The sequence below is a fragment of the Clostridium sp. YIM B02500 genome (assembly GCF_022324665.1).
GTDB classification, from domain to species: Bacteria; Bacillota; Clostridia; order Clostridiales; family Clostridiaceae; genus Clostridium; species Clostridium beijerinckii.
The window spans coordinates 324,679-347,639 of sequence record NZ_JAKGTE010000001.1; the positions used below are offsets into that span (position 1 = coordinate 324,679).

At 29.4% G+C, this 22,961-nt stretch carries 23 protein-coding genes and 1 tRNA gene; 3 read left to right on the plus strand and 21 right to left on the minus strand.

Annotated elements, in window-relative coordinates; genetic code table 11:
* Positions 1-81: 81 nt before the first annotated feature.
* From ftsX to L1S46_RS01240, 18 genes are all read right to left on the minus strand, one after another.
* On the minus strand, positions 82-972 hold the full coding sequence (ftsX, locus tag L1S46_RS01155) for a permease-like cell division protein FtsX (RefSeq protein ID WP_012061018.1): 891 nt from the start codon (positions 970-972) through the stop codon (positions 82-84).
* Complete coding sequence (gene ftsE / locus L1S46_RS01160) at positions 962-1,648, minus strand: cell division ATP-binding protein FtsE (protein WP_012061019.1); 687 nt, start codon at positions 1,646-1,648, stop codon at positions 962-964. The genes ftsX and ftsE overlap by 11 nt, the downstream gene beginning before the upstream one ends.
* A gap of 126 nt (positions 1,649-1,774) precedes the next feature.
* Positions 1,775-2,629 carry a YitT family protein gene (locus L1S46_RS01165; RefSeq protein ID WP_238898922.1) on the minus strand — a complete coding sequence of 285 codons (855 nt, stop codon included), beginning with the start codon at positions 2,627-2,629 and terminating at the stop codon, positions 1,775-1,777.
* A 162-nt stretch (positions 2,630-2,791) separates the two neighbouring features.
* Positions 2,792-3,736, minus strand: a complete 945-nt coding sequence (locus L1S46_RS01170; protein ID WP_012061021.1) for a transketolase family protein — start codon at positions 3,734-3,736, stop codon at positions 2,792-2,794.
* A complete protein-coding gene (locus tag L1S46_RS01175; RefSeq protein ID WP_012061022.1) occupies positions 3,736-4,557 on the minus strand; it encodes a transketolase in 822 nt (273 codons plus the stop codon). The genes L1S46_RS01170 and L1S46_RS01175 overlap by 1 nt, the downstream gene beginning before the upstream one ends.
* Positions 4,558-4,785: 228 nt before the next feature.
* A complete protein-coding gene (locus L1S46_RS01180; protein ID WP_009172938.1) occupies positions 4,786-5,139 on the minus strand; it encodes a type II toxin-antitoxin system PemK/MazF family toxin in 354 nt (117 codons plus the stop codon).
* Positions 5,140-5,148: 9 nt separating this feature from the next.
* Positions 5,149-5,406 carry a hypothetical protein gene (locus L1S46_RS01185; RefSeq protein WP_012061023.1) on the minus strand — a complete coding sequence of 86 codons (258 nt, stop codon included), beginning with the start codon at positions 5,404-5,406 and terminating at the stop codon, positions 5,149-5,151.
* Positions 5,407-5,632: 226 nt separating this feature from the next.
* On the minus strand, positions 5,633-6,265 hold the full coding sequence (locus L1S46_RS01190) for a germination lipoprotein GerS-related protein (protein ID WP_012061024.1): 633 nt from the start codon (positions 6,263-6,265) through the stop codon (positions 5,633-5,635).
* 65 nt (positions 6,266-6,330) lie between these two features.
* Positions 6,331-7,839 (minus strand): NAD(P)H-hydrate dehydratase, encoded by a 1,509-nt coding sequence (locus L1S46_RS01195; RefSeq protein WP_238898924.1) that lies wholly within the window; start codon positions 7,837-7,839, stop codon positions 6,331-6,333.
* Positions 7,839-8,210: a holo-ACP synthase gene (gene acpS / locus L1S46_RS01200; RefSeq protein WP_012061026.1), complete on the minus strand. Its 372-nt coding sequence runs from the start codon at positions 8,208-8,210 to the stop codon at positions 7,839-7,841. The genes L1S46_RS01195 and acpS overlap by 1 nt, the downstream gene beginning before the upstream one ends.
* Before the next feature lie 72 nt (positions 8,211-8,282).
* Positions 8,283-8,612 carry a DUF6514 family protein gene (locus tag L1S46_RS01205; protein ID WP_017212238.1) on the minus strand — a complete coding sequence of 110 codons (330 nt, stop codon included), beginning with the start codon at positions 8,610-8,612 and terminating at the stop codon, positions 8,283-8,285.
* A gap of 764 nt (positions 8,613-9,376) precedes the next feature.
* Positions 9,377-9,718: a single-stranded DNA-binding protein gene (locus tag L1S46_RS01210; RefSeq protein ID WP_012061028.1), complete on the minus strand. Its 342-nt coding sequence runs from the start codon at positions 9,716-9,718 to the stop codon at positions 9,377-9,379.
* A 99-nt stretch (positions 9,719-9,817) separates the two neighbouring features.
* Positions 9,818-10,672 carry a YihY/virulence factor BrkB family protein gene (locus L1S46_RS01215; RefSeq protein ID WP_012061029.1) on the minus strand — a complete coding sequence of 285 codons (855 nt, stop codon included), beginning with the start codon at positions 10,670-10,672 and terminating at the stop codon, positions 9,818-9,820.
* A 231-nt stretch (positions 10,673-10,903) separates the two neighbouring features.
* Positions 10,904-12,220, minus strand: coding sequence for a nucleotide sugar dehydrogenase (locus L1S46_RS01220; protein ID WP_012061030.1), 1,317 nt, complete (start codon positions 12,218-12,220; stop codon positions 10,904-10,906).
* 112 nt (positions 12,221-12,332) lie between these two features.
* Positions 12,333-12,908 carry an acyltransferase gene (locus L1S46_RS01225; protein ID WP_012061031.1) on the minus strand — a complete coding sequence of 192 codons (576 nt, stop codon included), beginning with the start codon at positions 12,906-12,908 and terminating at the stop codon, positions 12,333-12,335.
* Positions 12,909-12,993: 85 nt separating this feature from the next.
* On the minus strand, positions 12,994-14,175 hold the full coding sequence (locus L1S46_RS01230; protein ID WP_039773083.1) for a DegT/DnrJ/EryC1/StrS family aminotransferase: 1,182 nt from the start codon (positions 14,173-14,175) through the stop codon (positions 12,994-12,996).
* A 236-nt stretch (positions 14,176-14,411) separates the two neighbouring features.
* The gene (locus L1S46_RS01235) at positions 14,412-16,697 is read right to left on the minus strand and encodes an ATP-dependent DNA helicase (RefSeq protein ID WP_238898926.1); all 2,286 of its coding nucleotides are present in this window, start codon (positions 16,695-16,697) and stop codon (positions 14,412-14,414) included.
* A 156-nt stretch (positions 16,698-16,853) separates the two neighbouring features.
* On the minus strand, positions 16,854-17,444 hold the full coding sequence (locus L1S46_RS01240) for a DUF1836 domain-containing protein (protein ID WP_012061034.1): 591 nt from the start codon (positions 17,442-17,444) through the stop codon (positions 16,854-16,856).
* Between the two features lie 550 nt (positions 17,445-17,994).
* On the opposite strand from L1S46_RS01240, the gene L1S46_RS01245 reads away from it, so the two are divergent.
* A complete protein-coding gene (locus L1S46_RS01245) occupies positions 17,995-18,240 on the plus strand; it encodes an AbrB/MazE/SpoVT family DNA-binding domain-containing protein (protein ID WP_012061035.1) in 246 nt (81 codons plus the stop codon).
* A gap of 103 nt (positions 18,241-18,343) precedes the next feature.
* Here L1S46_RS01245 and rsmI read toward each other — a convergent pair whose 3' ends face one another.
* From rsmI to L1S46_RS01260, 3 genes are all read right to left on the minus strand, one after another.
* Positions 18,344-19,189 carry a 16S rRNA (cytidine(1402)-2'-O)-methyltransferase gene (gene rsmI, locus L1S46_RS01250; protein WP_077829048.1) on the minus strand — a complete coding sequence of 282 codons (846 nt, stop codon included), beginning with the start codon at positions 19,187-19,189 and terminating at the stop codon, positions 18,344-18,346.
* A 1-nt stretch (position 19,190) separates the two neighbouring features.
* Positions 19,191-19,940 carry a tRNA1(Val) (adenine(37)-N6)-methyltransferase gene (locus tag L1S46_RS01255; RefSeq protein ID WP_238898928.1) on the minus strand — a complete coding sequence of 250 codons (750 nt, stop codon included), beginning with the start codon at positions 19,938-19,940 and terminating at the stop codon, positions 19,191-19,193.
* A gap of 191 nt (positions 19,941-20,131) precedes the next feature.
* Positions 20,132-21,370: a C40 family peptidase gene (locus tag L1S46_RS01260; RefSeq protein WP_012061038.1), complete on the minus strand. Its 1,239-nt coding sequence runs from the start codon at positions 21,368-21,370 to the stop codon at positions 20,132-20,134.
* Between the two features lie 343 nt (positions 21,371-21,713).
* Here L1S46_RS01260 and L1S46_RS01265 point away from each other — a divergent pair.
* Both L1S46_RS01265 and L1S46_RS01270 read left to right on the plus strand, forming a co-directional pair.
* Positions 21,714-21,789: transfer RNA gene (locus L1S46_RS01265), tRNA-Pro, on the plus strand.
* Positions 21,790-22,023: 234 nt separating this feature from the next.
* The gene (locus tag L1S46_RS01270; RefSeq protein ID WP_012061039.1) at positions 22,024-22,668 is read left to right on the plus strand and encodes an HAD family phosphatase; all 645 of its coding nucleotides are present in this window, start codon (positions 22,024-22,026) and stop codon (positions 22,666-22,668) included.
* The last annotated feature ends 293 nt before the right edge of the window (positions 22,669-22,961 follow it).

Consider the following 22,961-nt stretch of genomic DNA (forward strand, 5'->3'; position numbering starts at 1 on the left):
AGTTTTTCTCAAGATTTCATAGTATAAAATACTATTTTTCTTTATTCCTATTTTTATTATATTTACACTTATTTGCAAAAATTATACCACTAAAAATTTCCTTAATGAAATTATACTAGCAATTCCACCAACTATAATACCACCAAGCATAAATTGCCATAATAGAGTTGAGAATATAAACGTTGCTGGTACAAGGCTTACAAATACCAATTGCGAAGCAATCCACCTAACTAGTCCATTATATGCTGCAAATAAAGCTCCACATGCTAATGTTGCTCCAATAAACCCTATTACCATTCCCTCTATTACAAATGGCCATCTAATGAACCAATCAGTAGCCCCTACAAATTTCATAATTCCAACTTCTCTTCTTCTTGAATATACAGTTAGTTTTGTAGTATTCATTATTAAGAATATTGAAACACCTACTAATATTATAAATAACCCAAAACCAACTACTTTTACACCATTCACTATCCCTACAATCTTGTCTACTAATTCTTGTTGATCACCTATAGTCTCAACACCTTCGAAGTCTTTTATTCCTTCACTTACGGCTGACGCATATTCTGGAGATTCTAATTTTACTGTAAATGATGCTGAAAAAGGATTATTTTGCAATGTATATCCTTTTAGTAATCCTTCATTTTCATTCGTAGTACTTTGAAAATTCTTATACTCTTCTTCTTTTGATTGGTAAATTACATCTTTAACGCCTTCAATTTCTCGTAATTTTATTTCTATCTCCCTTTGGTCAATAAGTTTTATATCATCCTTAAGAAATATCTTTAGTTCTACTTTATTCTGAACAGTATTTATTCCTTTGTTTATATTATTAGCAACTAATACGAATATTCCCAAAACAAAGAAAGTTATAAGAACAGTAATTACTGAAGCAATACTAATAGTCTTATTTCTTTTTAAGCTTGTAAATGCATCCTTAATAAAATGTGCAATAGTATTAATTTTCATCCTCGTACTTACCTCTTTTCTCGTCTCTAACGATTTCTCCTTTTTCAATAGCTATAACTCTTTTTTTCATATAGTCAACAATTTCCTTTGCGTGTGTAGCCATAAGAACTGTAGTTCCAGACTTGTTTATATCCTCAAGTAATGACATTATTTCTCTAGCTGTATCTGGATCTAAGTTACCAGTAGGTTCATCAGCAATCAAAACAGATGGATTATTAACTAGTGCCCGTGCTAAAGAAACTCTCTGTTGTTCTCCTCCTGATAATTCATTAGGAAACATTTTATATTTATGAGATAATCCAACTAACGATAATACCATTGGAACTCTTCTTCTTATATCTTTTTGAGATGCTTCTACTACTCTCATAGCAAATGCAACATTTTCATATACGTTAAGAGTTGGTATCAATCTAAAATCTTGGAATACCATTCCTATCTTTCTTCTGTAATAAGGTATTTGCTGCCTAGTAATAGATGATAAATCTTTATCCCCTATTAATATTTTTCCGTTGGTTGGTTCAATTTCCTTCAAAAGCATTTTTATAAAAGTAGATTTCCCAGATCCACTTGGGCCTACTAAAAATACAAATTCTCCTGCTTCTATCTCAACATTAATATCTGACAAGGCTTTTACATTATTATTGTAAATTTTAGATACTCCTCTAAACTCGATCATACTCAAACACTCCTTCTTTATTGTATATTCCGCAAATTAATTGCAAAACCTACAAAATTAATTATAACATAAGAATACTTTCTAATGTTATACAATTTTATTAAATTTGGAGCCATTTGTTGGTAATTAATGTTGTTTTATATCATTAAATCCTTCACCTAATACTTCATGAACTTCCCCCACTGTTATAAATGCATCAGGATCTACATCTTTTATAAACTTCTTCAATTTTATGAATTGATTCCTACTTAAAACGGCATAAAGTATATTAGTTTCCTTCTCTGTAAATGCCCCTACTCCATTTATAAATGTACAGCCTCTATCTAATGTATCTATTATATATCTACTTATCTCATAATTACTTTTACTAATAATAAATATACTTTTACAAACATTAAATCCTTCTATAACTCTATCAACTATTAAACCAAGTAGTATTATACTTAGCATAGAATACAACGCAACATCCACTCCAAATACAAACGCACTTGCTAAGGTTATTACAAAATCTACTACCAATAAAGATTTTCCTATATCTAAATGAAAAAATATATTTAGCATTTTTGCTAATATATCTGTTCCTCCTGTTGATGCATTTTCATTAAATATGATAGCCATTCCGAATGCTGAAATTAATGTTCCAAAAATAGTTGCCATCATTAAGTCATTTGTGATTGCCACTGGCTTTAAGAACCTCTCAATTGCCCATATTATAACTGATAATCCTAAACTAGCATAAATCGTCTTCACACCAAATTTTCCATCAATGAATATAAGTGCAACTATAAATAACAATCCATTTAAAATAAAGCTCACTACACCTATTGAAAAAGATGGTATGACCGCATTAATAATTATTGCTATTCCTGTTACTCCACCTGCTGCAATATTGTTTGGAGCGTAAAAGTACTCAATAGAAAGCGCAACCAGAATTATCCCAAATGTTATTATTAAATATTCTCTAAATTTTGATTTTTTCATTGTCATCTTCCCCTTTTAATTTTTATTTATATTAGAATTTCTCTCATAGTTTTCCTTGTTTATTTTTGATTATTCAAAAATAGAAAATGCAAGATCCTCAGCTATTTCATAAGCTTTGTATCTTGCATTTTCGGTATGTTATATTCTATTATTCTGGGTTGATTATTTCTTTAATGAAATAGCTTTCTTACTATGCTCTACTATGGCTTCTACTGTTAATCCATACGCTTTTAATAGTTCGTTTGGCTTACCACTTTCACCAAAAGTATCTTTTATCCCAACTTTTAATACTGGTACTGGACATTCTTCTGTTAAAACTTCAGCGACTGCTGAACCTAAACCACCAATTATACTATGTTCTTCTGCTGTAACTATTGCTCCTGTTTCTCTCGCTGCAGTAGCTAATAGTTCTTTATCAATTGGTTTTATTGTATGTATATTTATTATTCTAGCATCAATTCCATCTTTAGCCAACTCTTTTTTAGCCTCTAACGCTAATTCAACCATTAGTCCTGTTGCAACTATAGTAACATCGTTACCTTGTGCTAATGTCACACCTTTTCCAATTTCAAACTTATAATTATCTATGTTATTTACAGTACTAACAGCTAACCTTCCTAATCTAACATAGCAAGGTCCATTGTATTCTGCTATGGCTAATATTGCTGCTTCAGTTTCTATATCATCTGCCGGATTAATTACAGTCATATTGGGAATACTTCTCATTAGCGATATATCTTCGATGGATTGATGAGTCGCTCCATCTTCTCCAACTGTTAATCCTGCATGGGTTGCACAAATTTTAACATTCAACTTTGGATAACATATAGAATTTCTTATCTGTTCAAAAGCTCTTCCCGCTGCAAACATTGCGAAAGTACTAGCAAACGGAATCTTCCCACAAGTTGAAAGCCCTGCTGCAACTCCCATCATGTTTGATTCTGCTATTCCCATATTTATAAATCTTTCTGGTGAAACAGCTTTAAAATCAGCTGTTTTAGTTGATTTTGATAAATCAGCATCTAGTACTACAACATCTTTATTTAAATTTGAAAGTTTTACTAACGCTTTACCATAAGCTTCTCTAGTTGCTACTTTATTTCCCATTAGTTTTCCCCTCCAATTTCCTTTAATGCTTGCTCACATTGTTCTTTATTTGGAGCAGTTCCATGCCATCCTGCTTGATTTTCCATAAATGAAACACCCTTACCTTTTACTGTGTTGCATATAATTGCAGTTGGTTTTCCTTTAACTTCCTTTGCTTTTGCGATAGCATTTATGATTTCATCATAATCATGACCATTTATAGTCAAAACGTTCCATCCAAAAGCTTCAAATTTTTTATCTATAGGACCAGGATTCATAACATCTTCTATGTTTCCATCTATTTGTAGTCCATTATTATCTATAAATGCAGTTAAATTATCTAATTTGTAATGAGCTGCAGACATTGATGCTTCCCAAACTTGGCCTTCTTCAAGCTCTCCGTCTCCTAAAATTGCGTATACTCTATAATCCTTCTTATCAAGCTTTCCCGCTAATGCCATTCCAACTGCCGCAGAAATTCCTTGTCCTAGCGAGCCCGTAGACATATCAATTCCTGGTAAATCATTCATATTAGGATGTCCTTGTAATCTTGAACCTGTTTTTCTTAGGCTCTTTAACTCTTCTACTTCAAAATATCCCTTTCTAGCTAAAGCACTATATAATGCTGGTGCCGCATGGCCTTTTGATAAAACAAATCTGTCTCTATTTGGATCTTTTGCGTTAGATACATCTATGTTCATTTCTTTAAAGAATAATACAGACATAATATCAGCTATTGACAAAGAACCTCCTGGATGACCTGATGATGATTCTGTAAGCATAGAAACTATATCTTTTCTCATTAACTTTGAGATTTCTTCAAGTTTGTATTCATTATTCATTATACAACCCCCTATTATTAATTTATTCATTTATATTATGTTTTATTTTAACATATTTATTCTAGCATACAAAATATATTTTGTATACCTCATTCATTAATGTGATATACTTTTAAGCATATTCATATAATATAGAGTATTCTCACGCACAAAAAGAGTAGTACAAATAAAAAAAATTATCTATACCACTCCTAATATTAATAGATATAAAACCCTTTTGTTTTCTCTTTAGCTTAAATTCAAGCTAACCGCTAATGCTTTATCAACCTTTTTCATGTCTGCTTCAGTCATATGTCCAATTTTTTCTTTAAGTCTTCTCTTATCTAATGTTCTTATCTGTTCTAATAAGACAACAGAATCTCTATTTAATCCATACTCTTCTGATGAAATTTCAACATGAATAGGAAGCTTAGCCTTATTTATTTGAGATGTTATTGCAGCTACAATAACAGTAGGACTATATCTATTTCCAATATCATTTTGTATTATAATAACAGGTCTTATCCCGCCCTGTTCGGATCCTATAACTGGACTTAAATCCGCATAGAAAATTTCCCCTCTTTTTACCACAATGTTTGCCATTCTAAATAATCACACTCCGCAAATCCATGCCTCATACTCATTAACATCATCTAACATATATTCAAAACCTAATTTAGAATATTCCAAGTTTATTTCAGCCATTTCTTGATAACCATTTTTCATTAGTTTTTCAAAATCAGCTGAAAATCCTTCGTTAATATATTGTATTAACGATTTCTCCATAATTCCACTATTTTTTTTAATTTTATTATTCCCTGAGTTAACTATTTTTTTATTTTTCATGTTATTTAGATTAATTATTGACATCTTTTCGCCTCCATAGCAGTAAAAAGTTCTTATAACTATGATTATATTGCAAATTATGTCAATTTGTCAAAGGATTTGTATTACTTCTTTACCATTCTCTAGATAATTCTTATTAAATGTTTTCTCTACAAAATTTCTAATATGTACTTTAATTTATATTTAGATTTAGTATATCGTTTTTTAATATTAATGTTGGCTTGATTTCTAATTAATAAATTTATTTAAATCAAAATAAATCATCACTTAATGTTTTTTCTTTTTTAAAATCACTATACTTTACTATTACTCTCTCTTTATTATCATCATCTAAAATCTTTAATAATACTGGAACCTTCTTATCCTTATCTACATAGAATTCAGCTTTATTTAAATGCTTATTCTTGCTGTTAAATTCTATATCTATTTGTAAATATACTCCTGGTCCCCAATCTGCTTTAACCTCTTTTATTTCATCAGCTTGCTTATTAGATAGTATATTTTCTATGAATGCCAAAGGATAAATTACGTCTATATCCTTATCAAGTGTATATCCCTCTTTATCTTCGTCACCCTCAACTTTTATCTCTGAACCGTTATAAACCTTAACTCTGTTATAGTCATTTCCGAATTCTATTCTTGACCCCTTATCAAAACTATAGTATTGCATTGTATTTTCCTCGAATTCCGACTTAGAATTCTTAAACAAATAATCAACTTTACTACTGTAATACTTTGTATCTTTCAGTTCACTAATTATATCTTCATTTGAAGGGGTAATTACGTCTCTACATAAAATAACTAACAAAATCATAAGTACTGGAATAAGCACCAAAATACCTATAATTATTTTTTTATTGAACAATACTTTTCTAAAATCCATAAGGCCTCCTAAGATTTATTACTACATATTACTATTTATGAAAATCTTAGTGACTTTATTCTTAATTAATCAATAATACTGTTAATTTCTTTAGGTAATTCGGCTATAATATCTCTTGCATTTACTATGTAAACTTGTTTGCTTAATTTATCAGCTATATTCCCATGAATATATGCACTTAAAAGAGCAGCCTGATTTATGCTAGCTCCTTGTGACAGAAATGCATTTATTATTCCGGTCAATGCATCTCCCATGCCTCCTGATGCCATCTTACTGTTGCCAGTAGGATTTATATAAACTTCTTTTCCGTTCGAAATTACGGTATTATACCCTTTTAATAAAACAATTATTCCATACTGCATGGCAACTGATTTTGCTATGCTGACTCTATTAGCCTCCACGTCTTCAATACTCATTCCTAGAAACCGTGCCATTTCACCTGGATGTGGAGTAATAATTGCCCTACCCTTTAAATTATTTAGCAAGTACTTATTTTCCCCTATAATAGATATCCCGTCCGCATCAATCACAATAGGACATTTACTGTTACTTACTATCTTTTCCAACAAGCTTTTTTCTCTTTCTCCAGCCCCAATTCCAGGACCAAAAGCAATAGAACTTGCTCTTTTTATAAGTTCTATAAAGTTATCATTATCTTCATAGTCTAATGTCATAGCTTCTGTTAATCTGCTTGATAGTATCTTTTGCACCTCACTGCTGCATGCTAGTGTAGTCAATCCCGCACCTGCTCTAACCGTACATTCCGTAGTTATAAAGGCTGCTCCAGTAAATCCGATTCTTCCAGCTACAACTACTCCTCTACCGTAATCTCCTTTATGACCATAAACCTGCCTTTTTAAAAGCATCTTACTATATTCCTTTTTTTCTAGTATATAAAAATTATTAGAGTTTTTCTTTTTTATATACTCTGGAATGCCTATTTTTAATATTTTAATTTTTCCGACGCAATCAATAGCTTTATAATCTAAAAAGCCCTGTTTGACGACCTCAAATGTATAAGTTATATTAGCATGAACCGCGATTCCTCTCTCAATACCTAAGTCACAGTCTAAACCCGATGGCGTATCAATCGCCACCACAAATTTTGCATATAAATTTATACATTCTATAATACTTTTAAACATTCCCACTAAATCTTTGTTAAGGCCGACACCAAAAATTCCATCTATTAATAGGTCATAGTCTTTAATATCACTTATTACGTTTTCATCTATATCGTTCTCTGACTTTATAAATAATATGTCATTCTTTTCAATTATTTTTTCTAATATCCCAAAGTTAATTTTAAAATCTTGACTGTAATTTTCGTCTTTACTTAGAATATAAACCCTTACCTTTTTCCCATCTAATATCAAATGTCTAGCTAATGCAAGGGCGTCCCCCCCATTATTACCTTTTCCACATAATATTAAAAACGATTCACCTTTATCTGAAATCTCCCCAAATAAACTTATCGCAGCATTTTCCATCAATACGATACTAGGAATTCCAATATAATCAATGCATTCTCTATCAATTTCTCTACATTGTTTAGCCGAAAAAATTTCTAACATTATATTGCCTCCATAACTGCATAAGCTATCGCATTTTCATTACTATGTGAAATACTAACATGCATATTAAATTCTTTTATCTCCAATAGGTTATATATTTTATCACTTAAATTCACTATTGGCTTTCCCAACTCATTTCTCAATATTTCAATATCTTTTAATCCAAATCCTCTAAATCCAGTTCCTATTGCTTTACTAATCGCTTCCTTAGCAGCAAAATTTCCTGCTACTACATTCCCCTTAAATCCTTTTAATTTGAAATATGCAATCTCATTACAAGTAAATGATCTTTCAATAAAAGTATTTGTTCTTTGTATCGCACGCTCTATTCTACTTATCTCTATTATATCTGTTCCAATTCCAATAATCATGATTTATCGCCTTTCTTAGTAATCTCTTACCATATACTAGCGTAAATATTTAATTATTTCTATACCTTAATATTAATTTATAACTTTCTCTCCCATACCAATATCAAACTCATAAGCATGCTCATCCACATACGTCCCTATAATATCAATTAAGTGAAGTGGTGATACCTGATTATTAAACAATTTCATAAGTAACTGTTTTACTTTGTACCTATGAATTGATATTATATCTATCTTTTCTCTCTCTAAATTTACATTTTTTAAACCAATATAATCTTTTCTTTCAACTTCAATTCCATATGCAGTTATCCCCTTATAATCCTTTTTTATAAGCCTATATGCATATCTATACTCTACATCAGCATCACTATTAATTGATGTATATTCCTCAACCAAATTCATAACCCTTTCAACTCCCTCAAGATAGTAATTCCTTGTTTACAAACCTATAGTATCACATAATGTATCAATAAATTGTCAAAGCATGTCCTCTTTTTCAAGATTTATATTTTTTTTATTGACAATAAAACTTCTTCCTTTATTTTTTACAACATATACATTCTTTAAATTTTCATATAAAAAAAGTCTTTTGTCGAAATCAGACGAATAATGTACTGTATATATTTTTTAAAAACCTAATATGGCTTTTATTTACAATTGAAACCTTATTAATTATCATAAAGAAATAAAAAAAGAGCCAATAGCTCTTTTTTCACCTCATAATCTCTTTTTTTGTTTCACCATAATTGAAAAATATATAATAGATATCGTTTACAATATTATTATAACACATATCCACATAAATACAACACTTTTTCTACAAATATTTTTCATTTATTATTACAATATAAAAAACATTTTTTTCATTTCTATATAAATACTACTTATCTTACTTTAATGACTTTAGTATTCATTTTTAGTTCTATTAAATTAAACTAATATCATCAGCGTTTTTTATAATCAAGCATTTTATTAAAAGAATATTTATTTTAAGTATACTTTTATTTGTAAGTAAAAATATACTTTTTATGTTATCACAAAGGTTATCTAAACGCATTGATAATATCTAACAATTAGATAACCTCTTCTATAAATAAGTATATTTATAGTTATATACTTATCTATCCATATAGCTTATATTATTAAAATCAACTAGGCTAATATTTTTACAACGCCTCAGTTTGACTTTTCTTATTCTCAAGAAACTTAAAATCTTCTGCTATAACCTCTGCTATATACTTTCTATTTCCCTCCTTATCCTCATAACTACCAGTTCTTAATCTACCGCTTAAAGTAATAAGGCTTCCCTTTTTCATATATTTTACTATAACTTCAGCTTTTTTTCCCCAAACTTTTATAGGTATAAAATCCGCTTCTCTAATTCCATCAGGTAATCTAAAATTTCGTTGCACAGCAATTGTAAACTTGGTATAAATTTTTTCTCCATTTTCAGTGTGCCTAAGTTCAGGGTCTTTAACTAATCTTCCTAATAATATTATCTTATTCATCTTTTACCTCCTGAATATTTTTCTTCTAAAGTTATACCCACTTCGGTAATTTCTATTCAATAAAAAATCAAACTTTATAATAAAATTTAATATCATTGTCTACCTGTTTCTAATCATTCGATTTCTACCTCTTAACTCAGATGTAACAAAATTTATCTCTACTCCTAAGATGAATATTATTGATATTAAAAATAACCATGTCATAAGTATAAATACTGCACCAAGACTTCCATAAAACCTAGAATAATTATTAAAATTATCGATATAAAATGAAAAAACAAAGGACACTAGCACCCAGCCCACTGTGCTAAATATGGACCCTGCGATCACCTCTTTCCATACCAACTTTTTAGCAGGAGCAAATTTATAAACGCAAATAAATATAGATATCATTATCGCTAATATAAAAGTATATCTGAATATATTCCAAATAATCAATATTATTTCATAAAATGGATTGATACTTTTAATATAATCGCCTATTACATTTCCAAATACTAACGCTGTTAAAGCTAGAATTATAGTTACAGCTAATGCTAATATTCCTAACATAGAAATAATTGAAAGTTTAATAAATGACCTTTCTTCTTTAAAGTTGTACGCCTTATTTATGCTTTTTATTATAGCCTTAAATGCAGATGACGCTGTCCATAGCGTTAACAATATAGATATTCCTAACAATCCAGTATATTGATTGTCAAATATCTCTACAACAGTTGACTGAGTTAATTCCAATACACTCCTAGGAAGCATAACATTTAATTGTCCCAGTATTTGTTTAGAGCTTATGCTGCTAAATCCAGCTAAAGTCATCAAAAATAACATAAATGGGAAAAATGATAATATTAAATAATATGCTAACTGAGATGCTAATGCAAACACATCGTCCCTCTTAATTTTTACTATAAGATGTATAATTAAATTAACTTTGCTACTTAATTTTATATATTTCATTTAATCACCAATTTCTATTTATATTAATTAAATATCTATTTATTTTATGCAGTACTTATTTTATTCGCTTTTCAGAAATTATATGTACTATTAATAAATGTAAATAAAAGAACACCTCCATAAAATTATGGAGGTGCTCTTTTTATAAACAGTATATTCTAACTAATAGTAACTCATTGGAATTAATATACCATTCTTGCATAGAATCAGCTTATATACACCTTGAAAAACTTATAATTTATAAATTTTCTCTCTATTATTAACAACATTTTTAGTTGCATTTCTAGTATCATAAATAACTTTAGCTCTAGACACAATTGATTCGTAATCGTAACAACTATGATTTGTAGTTATAATTACTATATCAGACTCGTCTATAACCTCTTTCCAATCAACAGAATTATAAACCTTACCCTTATATTTAGAAATCGGACAATACGGATCATTTACCATTAAGTCAGCGCCATTCTTTTCTAATAGCTCTATTACCTTGAATGCTGGAGATTCTCTATAATCATCGATATCATTCTTATATGCAACTCCTAATAAAAGAACTTTCGCACCATTTAATGCCTTTTTATTCTTATTCAAAATCTTCATTACATTATCTAATACAAATTCAGGCATAGAATCATTTATTTCTCCTGAAGTTTCTATTAATCTTGTATGATAATCATATTCTTTTGCTTTCCACTCTAAGTAAAATGGATCAAGAGGAATACAATGTCCACCTAAGCCTGGACCTGGATAAAACGGCATAAATCCGTATGGCTTGGTCTTAGCTGCATCTATAACTTCCCATACATCTATTCCCATTCTATTACATAAAATAGCCATTTCGTTAGCTAATCCAATATTTATATTTCTAAATGTATTTTCCAATATTTTTTCCATTTCAGCTACGGCTGGAGATGATACAGTATGGATATCTCCCTCTAATATATTTCTATATAATGCTGCTGCAACTTCTGTACAATCAGGTGTACACCCCCCAACAACTTTAGGAGTATTTTTAGTATTAAAGTCCTTATTACCTGGATCAACTCTTTCTGGTGAAAAGGCTAAGAAAAAGTCTTCTCCACATTTAAGTCCACTTTCTTCTAGTATTGGCTTAAGAACCTCTTCAGTTGTTCCTGGATATGTAGTACTTTCAAGAATAACAAGCATACCTTTATGTAGATATTGTGCAACACTTTTTGTTGAATCTACAACATATGATAAATCTGGTTGCTTATATAAATCTAATGGTGTAGGAACGCAAATACAAATAGTGTCTACATCTTTAACAAAACTAAAGTCAGTAGTAGCTCTTAAAGTATTTTCTTCTACTATCTTCTTTAAATTTTCATCCACTACATCCCCAATATAGTTCTTTCCTTCATTAACCATATTTACCTTTTGATCTTGAACATCAAATCCAATAGTTTGATAACCAGCATTAGCCTTTTCCACAGCTAATGGTAATCCAACATATCCAAGACCAACCACACCAACTTTTGCAGTTTTATTATTTATTTTATCTAATAATTGTTGTTTTAATAATGACATCTTATACCTCCTGTAATTTACGGCCTAAAATTTTATCCACAGAACATAATTTACTAAAAAGTTTTATTAACAAATTATACAATGAAATGTTAATAAATAAAAATCTGTTTTTCTAATCTATACATTCTACTTTTTCTTTATCTTTGCTATACTTTTTCCCACAAGCTTTACAAGTTGCATGCTCATCTTTAAAGTTCAACTTTTCTCCACATTCACATACATATCCTATGATACTTGCCGGATTGCCTACTACTAAGGCATAATCAGGTATGTGTTTAGTAACTACTGCTCCAGCACCTACTAATGCATATTTCCCTATATTATGACCGCACACAATTGTTACATTAGCACCTATAGAAGCCCCTTTTCCAATTATAGTTTCTTTATACTCGCTTTTTCTTTCAATAAAGCTTCTTGGATTTACTACATTAGTAAACACACAAGACGGTCCTAAGAATACATAATCTTCGCAAATAACTCCTGTATATACAGACACATTATTTTGTATCTTTACCCCATCTCCAATTTTTACACCAGGCGATATTACAACGTTTTGACCTATATTACACTTTTCTCCAATTACAGAATTACTCATTATATGAGAGAAGTGCCAAATCTTCGTTCCGTCACCTATCACTACGTCGTTATCAATGTAACTTGATTCATGTACAAAATAATTCTTATCCATAATTAATCCTCGCACTTATCAATATTTTCCTTAAGTAAACTTCAAGTTCAAAATATATAGGAATTTGCATATTACAATATTAATATTATGCCTTTATATTTTCAACTATATAATTTATTTCATTTTCTGTTAATTCTGGATAAACTGGTATTGCAAATGTTCTATGTGATAAATATTCTGCAACCGGCATATCCCCTTCTTTATATCCTAGATCTTTATATACTTTTTGTAAATGTAATGGGACTGGATAATAAACTCCAGTTGCTATGCCATTTTCTTTAAGTTTATTTATCATATCTTCTCTATTTTCGCATTGTAACACATATTGATGATATATAGTTTCATTTTCTTCATCAACAGTAGGTACAACTACATTAGAATCTTTTAATTTTTCATTATATATTTTGGCTACTTCTCTTCTTCTACTATTCCAATCATCTAAATGTGGTAATTTTACTCTTAGAATTGCTGCTTGAATAGCATCTAACCTAGAGTTGAACCCGATTAAATAATTATAGTATTTTAAAGCATTATATACAGTATCGTCACCATCTTTAGACGTCTCTATCTCATCATTTATATTATTTAGCAAATTATAAGCTTTTTGTCCAGTTTCTCCACTTCCATGTGTTCTTAAAGCTTTTGCTATTGTTGCTATATTATCATCATTTGTCACTATCATGCCGCCATCGCCAGCACACGAAAGATTCTTAGTTGGGAAGAATGAGAAACATGCTGCATCACCTAAAGTTCCCGCCATCTTTCCTTTATATTTAGAACCTGATGCTTGAGCAGCATCCTCTACGATCTTTAAATTGTGCTTCTTAGCTATTTCATTTATTTCATCCATCTTAGCACATTGTCCAAATATATGAACTGGTATAATAGCCTTTGTTTTATTTGTAATTTTTTCTTCTATTTTAGTTGGATCTATATTAAATGTTTCTTTTTCAACATCAACAAAAACAGGCGTTGCACCTACTGCTGAAATAGCTTCAGCTGAAGCAAAATAAGTAAATGTCGAAGTTATTACTTCATCTCCATTCCCTATTCCTAAAGATTTTAATGCAATAACCAATGCATCAGTTCCATTCGCCACTGATATCGCATGTTTAACTCCTATATATTCTGCAAATTCTCTCTCAAATTCAATTACATTCTTGCCCATAATATAATTCGCAGAAGAAAGCACTTCTTTAGTTACTCTATCTAAATCTTCAGCAATAGACTTATATTGAGCTTTTAAATCAATTAATGGAATATTCATTATCCTCGCTCCTTAATTCTACTTTAATATGTTATTAATCATCACCAATATATCTCCGATTCAAACTTCTGACTGACGATATCAATAACTAAATATTTTTAAATTGTAGTGTAAATACTAAAATTATATGTAGATATACTATTTCATAAAACTACCATGAATATTTTAACATACTTATTTTTAATTCACAATGCACAATACAATCTAGTAGCTTATTTCATACAACTATAGATAATTTAATATTTATTTATAGGATACCACTCATTTGGTAAAAGAACACTATATTTATTATTTATATATCTATCATCAATAAGCAGAACTCTTCCTTTGTCCGTCTCAGTTCTTATAACTCTTCCTACAGCCTGCTGAATTTTATTTATTCCTGGAAATACATACGCATAGTCATAACCATCTTCTTTATAAAAATCCTTTATAACTTCATTTGTCATATCTACCATAGGATATCCTACTCCAATTATTATGCTTCCAATTAACTGATCACCAGGCAAATCTATTCCTTCTGAAAACATCCCTCCAAGCACACAAAACATTAATAAATTATTGCTATTCTTAAATCTTCTTAAAAATTCACTTTTTTCTTCCTCCGTCATATTAGGTTTCTGTTTCATAAGATTAAATTCTTCTAGCTTCGACTCCTCCATATGGCTATATAACTCTTCCATATATGCATATGATGGTGAAAAAATCATGTAGTTTCCAATTTGCTGCTTTATAAAGCCACAAATTTTATCTTTCACTGATGATAAGGTCCTTTTTCTATATGAATATCTAATATTAATAGGACTAATATGAACTTTTAAGTTTTCTTTATTGAAAGGAGATGGAAGCTTTAGCCTATATGTATTATCATCTCCGCCCAGCATATTTACATAGTATTTTATTGGTGATATAGTTGCAGAAAAAAATATTACTGAGTAGCATTTCCCTAAGTATTCTCTTAAATTCTTAGCTGGATTTACACAATATAAAGTCAACTTGATTTCTTGAGAATCCTTTTCTATACAAGTCCTATAATTTTCATCATAGAGCTGTGTCGTAGAAGTAAAAGCATTCATATCAAAATATAATTTCAATATATCTTCATAACCATCAAATCTATTCCCTCTTACTAGCACTTCTTCACTTTCTTTTAAGTATAACTGCAAATATTTACTCAATTCCTTAGGATATTCCTCTTCATAAAATGATTTCACTTCTCTATGGTCGCATTCATTTCTTAAATCAATGAAATAATCATTAATCTTTCCCAATAAAGAATGTAGTTTATTTAATTTACCCTTAGTTATCTTTTTGCAATTTAGAATTTGACTTTTATATAAGGATGCCGAATACATATTCCTTGACCTATCAATTAAATTATGTGCTTCATCCACCAAAACTATATTTCCTTTGCTTTCTAGAACTCTACTCAAAGATACTCTTGGATCAAAGATGTAATTATAATCACCTATAATTCCATCACAATAAGTACTTATATCTAAAGATAGCTCAAATGGGCATACCTGATATTTTTCGGCATATTCCTTCAATATTTCCGTGGAAATTCTTTCTTCCTTTTCGATAACATTTGTAATTACTTTTTTTACTTTACCATAATAGTCTTTCGCATATATGCACTTCTCTGGATTGCAATCAAAATCATCATTAATACATGTTTTCTCTTTTGCCGTAATTGTGATAGTCCTAAATTTCAATCCTTCTTGACGCAATCTTTCAAAAGTTTCTTCTGCAACTTCCCTATTTATCGTCTTTGCCGTCAAATATATAATTTTTTCTCCAATTCCTTCGCTTATAGCCTTTACAGCTGGGAATATGGTTGATATAGTTTTTCCTATGCCTGTCGGTGCCTGAACAAATAATATTTCTTCCTCTTTTATAGTTTGATATGAAACATTAATAAGTTTCCTTTGACCTTCTCTGTATTTTTCAAAAGGAAAATTTAGTACTTTTATAGTTTCATCTCTAATGTTTTTCCATTTAAATATTAGAACACTAAATCTTTCATATTCTCTTAATAAATCAGATATAAATTCTTCTAATTCTCCTATAGTAAATTTTTTTTCAAAACTCTTAACCTCATTCGTTTCTAACTGCATGTAGGATAATCGTACATAAATTTCTTCAAGATTATTTTGATTTCCATAAATAAAAGCATACACCTTTGCCTGAGCCCAATGGACCTCATTCAAATCATCAATGTATGCAAAATTCTTATAAGTTGATTTTATTTCTTCAATTATAACTTTATCTTTTTCTGTTATAATTCCATCTGCTCTTCCTTCAATATAGATCAAGCTTTTATTCGTCTCGAATTCATGAGTTAAATATACTTCCTTTTCATAGTTCTCATAAACCCTTCCGTTATCTTCCTGAAGCTTTTGATGTGCTCTTACTCCCTCTACTGCCCTAGCACTTCCAGAAAACCTATTATCTATATCACCTTTTTTCAAGCAAAATTCTACTAAATTTCTCACAGACTCTCGTATAAGAATTTTATCCATAAATTAATTCCTCACTATAGTTAAAATCACATTTTCAATATTAAATCATAAACATAGTCATAAAACACTTACTTAATTAGCCTAACAAAATTCAAGTTCTAATTAAGTAAGTGTTTTTTAGTTTATTGCTATTGTAAATATTTTATCTCATATAATTTATTCTTCTTCATACTCTTTAACTATTTTTTGAACTAACTTTTTAATAACACTTGCTTCTGCTATTAAAGAAAGAACTAATAGGAAAATTTTAATTCTTTCCTTATCATTATCTTTCAAGTCAAAATTCTTTATTATATCTTCTAATTTATCATCATTTGATATAAACGTATCTAAATAGTTATCCAAACTTTCCTTTTGTATTTGTGTGAAAGTTTTATATGTCTCTTCCCATGACAGTATATCATCGCTTCTGTCATTGATTTCATTAAATGCAAGCCGAAAAACTTTCTTTATTTCTTCCGTCGTTAATAAGGGCCTCATATGGCTAAGCAGTACTAATTGTACTAAATGCATTTTTGTATATCCTCTTTTTTTTCCATCTTCCGGCTTAGTTATAACTTCGCTTTTAGTATAATTTTGAACTATATTGTTAGTAAACTTCTCATCAACAAACTTATCGTTCAAATAATCGATTACTTGGGATAAAAACAAATCATATTTAGGAATATCTTCATATGAAACGGAAGTACTTTTAGACATTTCTTTAGCCAATTCTTTTATATAATCTGAATCAAATTTTCCTGCCATTATCATGCACCTATTCTTTCTCAATCTATATTATATATTATATAGTAATCATGAACTTGTTACAAGTTATTATAAACATTGTAATATAAAAATTTTTCTACTAGTTTATACTCTTAGTATAATAATAGTATTATACGACATATCTAATTTTTTTTAAATATAGTATTGATAAAAAATATCTAATTTATGTAATCAATCGACATTATTATTTATAGTATTTGCATTTCTACAAAAAAAGCGGACATATGCCTTATATTACTTTATTTGTAAATTCACTATTATATAATCATGAATATAATTCATATACATTTCTCTAACCATTGGTACATCTAGATTCCTCAAATTTATTAATTTGGATTAATATGATAATTTTACAAATAAACCCTCTTGACTTTTCTAAAATATGGTAGTATATTTTATATAAGATGTTTATTAAAGTTGAAATTTGTAATTTCTTATAAATATTTAAAAATATACATTGACTTTATATTACATACTTGGTAATATATCATAGTAGAATGTCGAATCATGGAATTAGGAGGAATTTTTTATGAAATCAACAGGTGTAGTTAGAAGAGTAGATGAATTAGGAAGAATAGTTATTCCTATAGAACTTAGAAGAACATTAGATATTGCTGAAAAAGATGCATTAGAAATTTATGTAGACGGAGAGCAAATAATCTTAAAGAAATACGAACCAGCTTGTATCTTCTGTGGAGATGCAAGAGACGTAATTAACTATAAAGGTAAGAATATCTGTACTAAATGTTTAGATGAAATTAAAACAAACAGATAGTATTTGATGTATTCTAATTTCCTATTATATAATTAATTATATAGTCAATAAATAATAGACTATCTCAAGAGTTAATTTGAGATAGTCTATTTTCTTAACTTAATTATATATTAGTTGAGAATTTATATACTTCACTTTTAGGTAATTCTCTTTCCTTGGCTACAAGCTTTATTGCCTCTTTCTTACTCGCACCACCATTAATATATTTAACTATATGCTCTTCAATAGATAAATGAATCCACTCTTCCCTTTGCTCTTCCTTTATCTCTTCAAGTCTTTTTCCTTCTAGAACAAGAACAAATTCTCCTCTTGGTTTATTCTCTAGAAAATATTGAGCAGCCTCTTTTAACGTCCCCCTATATATTTCTTGATAAATCTTAGTTAATTCTCTACATACAGCAATTTTTCTATCTCCGAACGTATCTAATAAGAATTCAAGCGTATCTATCAGTCTATGCGGTGCTTCGTAAAAGATAATAGTTTCCTGACTTTGCAATAAGTCATTTGTGACTATCTTACGTTCTTTATTTTCTCTTGGTAAGAAACCCCTGAATAAAAATTTAGTTGTGTCTAATCCAGAATAAACTAATGCCGTAGTTATAGCTGTCGCTCCTGGAAGTACTTCGAAATTTATCTTTTTTTCTATGCAACGTCCAACAATAACACTTCCTGGATCTGATATTCCAGGTGTTCCAGCATCTGAAACTAAAGCAACATTATTACCTTCCATTAGTAGATCTATAATTTTATCACTTTTTATTTGCTCATTAAATTTGTGATAACTTATTAATGGTTTTTTTATCTCAAAATGATTTAATAATTTCAACGTTTGTCTTGTATCTTCAGCCGCTATAATATCAACATCTCTTAAAGTTTCTAGAGCCCTCAATGTTATATCTTTTAAGTTTCCAATAGGAGTTGGTACTAAATACAACTTTCCATTTTCCATATCATAACCTCCAATATATTGAATCTATTTCTTTAGTATATTTTCCATCTTCATCATAGACATACAATGGTGCTTCCCACTTCAAATAGGCTCCCCCATCTCTTTGTCCTTCAACCAATACAATATTAGGAGCTTTTCCTACCTTAGGATGAATCATTTTTACTCTTTTCGGTTCTATTTTATATTTTCTCATTAAAACAAAAATATCCGCTAATCTTTCAGGTCTATGTATCATAAAGAGTCTTCCATTATCCTTTAATAAAATTCTTGCTGCCGAAATCACATCTTCTAAATTACATAGTATTTCATGCCTAGCTATAGCAAGCTTATCATTTGGATTTATAATTCCTGAATTGTTTAGTTTATAAGGTGGATTTACTGTCACCGCATCAAACTTATCAAGTGTCTTTAGATAATCTATGTTTTTTAAATCTTCATTTATAAAACATACATTTCCTTCAAGCTCATTTAATTTTACGCTCCTTTTAGCCATATCTACCATATCTTCTTGAATTTCTAATCCATATACACGCTCAGGCTTATATTTGCCATATATCAAAAATGGAATTATTCCAGTTCCTGTACATAAATCCATCACCTTATGTTTGTTTTTTATATAAGCAAAATCAGATAATAAAACAGCATCTATACCAAATTTAAATCCCTCCTTCTTTTGAATTAAATTTAATCCCTTAAGTTGCAAATCATCTACTGTCTCATCATCTCTCACATATTGCAATTTATTATTCATATTATTCTTCCTCTACTTAACTTTACAATATTCTACTTTAAAATATCTAATATCAATATTTGTATATACCTAATCTCTAAAGTATATATTCCACATTATATCATACAAGTAAAATAAAAAAAGTCCTTCTGATCTTTTACAGAAGGACAATAATTTGAAATCAGATATTAACAACTAATTTCTTATGTTAACTACTTAAGAACTCTTCTTGCAGCATAAAAACTATAAACTGGCGCAACTTTAACCACATCACCTGTTTGAGGTGCGTTAATCATTTGGCCATTACCAACATATATCCCAACGTGACCTGGATGAGTAAATACCAAATCTCCAGGTTGAAGCTGATCTTGGCTAACTGGTTGTCCAACTCCAATTTGAGAATAAGTTGTTCTTGTTATATCTACTCCTGCAGCATGCTCATAAACATATTGAGTAAATCCTGAACAGTCAAAACTTGCATCTCCAGTTGCACCCCATACATAAGGCTTTCCTAACTGTGCATATGCCTCATTTAGAATAGATTGAGCATTTCCTGCTGATGGTACAGCTACTCTTCCGCCTCCGCCTCTACTTGGCGTTGCCACTTTTACTTCAGCTGCTTTTTTATCTGCTACCATTGTTTTAGCCTTTTCAATTTTATCATTTATCTCTGAAGTAACAATCTCACTCTTAATTTGATTATCTCTAATATTTCTTAATTGATTAATTGCTCCTTGAAGATCAGTAGCTGAACTATTAGAGTTACCTATAACATCAAATTGAGATTTTACAAGTTCTCTTTCTAATTGTGATAAGTATTGTGAGTCAAATTTACTTTTTTCATCCTTAGCTTGACTTGATAAAGTTTCTGCTTCTTTTTTCTTTCCATCGAGTTCACTTAAGCTAACTTGTATTTCTTTATTAAGTTTATCTATTTCATCTTTCTTATCTTCTAAGGATTTTATTTTGTTATTTAATTCTTCCTTTTTACTTGTAACATCTTCTATGGCAGATTTATCTTTTCCTATAATTTTACTAACTGCCTCTGCTCTAGAAAAGAAATCACTTGTTGATTCTGATTCAAGTATAAAATTCAAGTAACCAAATTCTAAATCACCTGACATGTACATAGCTTTAACTCTTTGTCCTAAAGCTAAATCTAATGTATTAATCTCTTTCTTATATTGTTCAATGTCTTTTGTACTACTATCAATAACTTTATTGATAGTAGTTATTTCTTTTTTATTCTTATCTACTGTTAATTGTAGCGGCTCTATCTGCATATTTAAATCATCAATTTTATTCTGAATATCTGTTATCTTGCTTTCAATTTCTGCATATTTCTGTCTTGAATCACTCAACTGTTGATTATCTGGCGTCGCAAACGCTGGTATCGAGCTACCTACAACGATTACGGTTGCTAACATAATAGCTAGAATTCTACTCCTCATTAAATATCGGTTTTAAACCTTCCCTCCTCCATTAATCTATATTACTACATAATTATAACACCTTGGATAAGAATGAACAATTCATATATATAGCGAGAATTTAGTTTATCCTACTATTATCTAAATATCGTCCGTATTCCCCACTTTTTCTAGCTTATTCTTTGTGATTCTTATTATAGCTTATATATATAAATTTTCATCAATAAACTTAACTTAACAATTCCAGCCTCCCTCATCACAAAATTATTTATTCTAATGACTATAATTAACTTTTTTCTGTATTAATTACATCTTCTAAAGTCCTTGACATAAGATTTACTTGAATATATAATTAATGTATAACCGGGGTGTGGCGCAGATGGGAGCGCGCGTGGTTTGGGACCATGAGGTCGCAGGTTCAATCCCTGTCACCCCGACCAAATATATTATTAGACTACTATAACTTAAGGATTGATCCTTAAGTTTTTTTATTTAGTAATTTATTAATCTATAAGATATATCTTATTACTAATTCTTCTAATTCTTATTCGTATCTAATGCTTTAATTATAATATTTATTGACACTAAGGCACACCAATAGAAGATTAAGTTTAGCACTAAGCTATATCAATATTTATTCGTTTAGATAAATAACAATTATTTGGAGGTGTAAAATGCTAAGTAATATAAAAGGTGTAATTTTTGATTTAGATGGAACTATTGTAGATTCCATGTGGGTATGGTCTCAGATCGACATAGATTATCTTAAAAAGAAAGGACATGCTGTACCTAATGACTTAAAAAACGATATTGAACACTTAAGTTTTTATCAGACAGCAGTATATTTTAAAAATAGATTTAAAATTGAAGATTCAGTAGATGAAATACTTAGTGATTGGCATCATGCAGCATTTCATCATTACGCTAATAATGTAAAACTCAAATCAGGTGTAAAAACTTTTTTAAAATATTTAAAAGATAATAAAATAAAAATTGCATTAGCGACTAGCAATTCTATCCCACTGCTTGAGGCTTGTTTAAAAAACAATGGGGTTTATGACTATTTTGATTCAATCACTATTACTGATGAAGTCGCAAAAGGAAAAGATTGTCCTGACATATATTTATTAGCAGCAAAAAAGTTAAATATTAAACCTGAATACTGTTTAGTATTTGAGGATATACTCCCTGCTATGAAAAGTGCAAAAAAAGCAAATATGAGGGTGATCGGAATAAAAGATGATTTATGTTTAGAACCTATATCCGAAATTCTTAAGTATTGTGATAAATATATTTTTTCCTTTACTGAGCTTTTATAGATATTAGTTATTATAAATATTTGTTTTATCGCCTACATACGAATAATTAGATTACTAAAAATAATTCAACATTCTACAATGCAAATTTAAGACAAGCTTTTTCTCATGCTGTTAGTATATAAATCTGTAACGTAGGGATATCTGAATACATTTTTATAACATAAAATCATATTTGAATATTGTATTATATTCCAAAATAATAACATATGAACTTTAAAATAATCAGGACCACCCGTAAAACGGGTGGTTTGCTCTGCGCCTGTAAGGCTTTGTTGCTGGCTGTGCTACTCGCA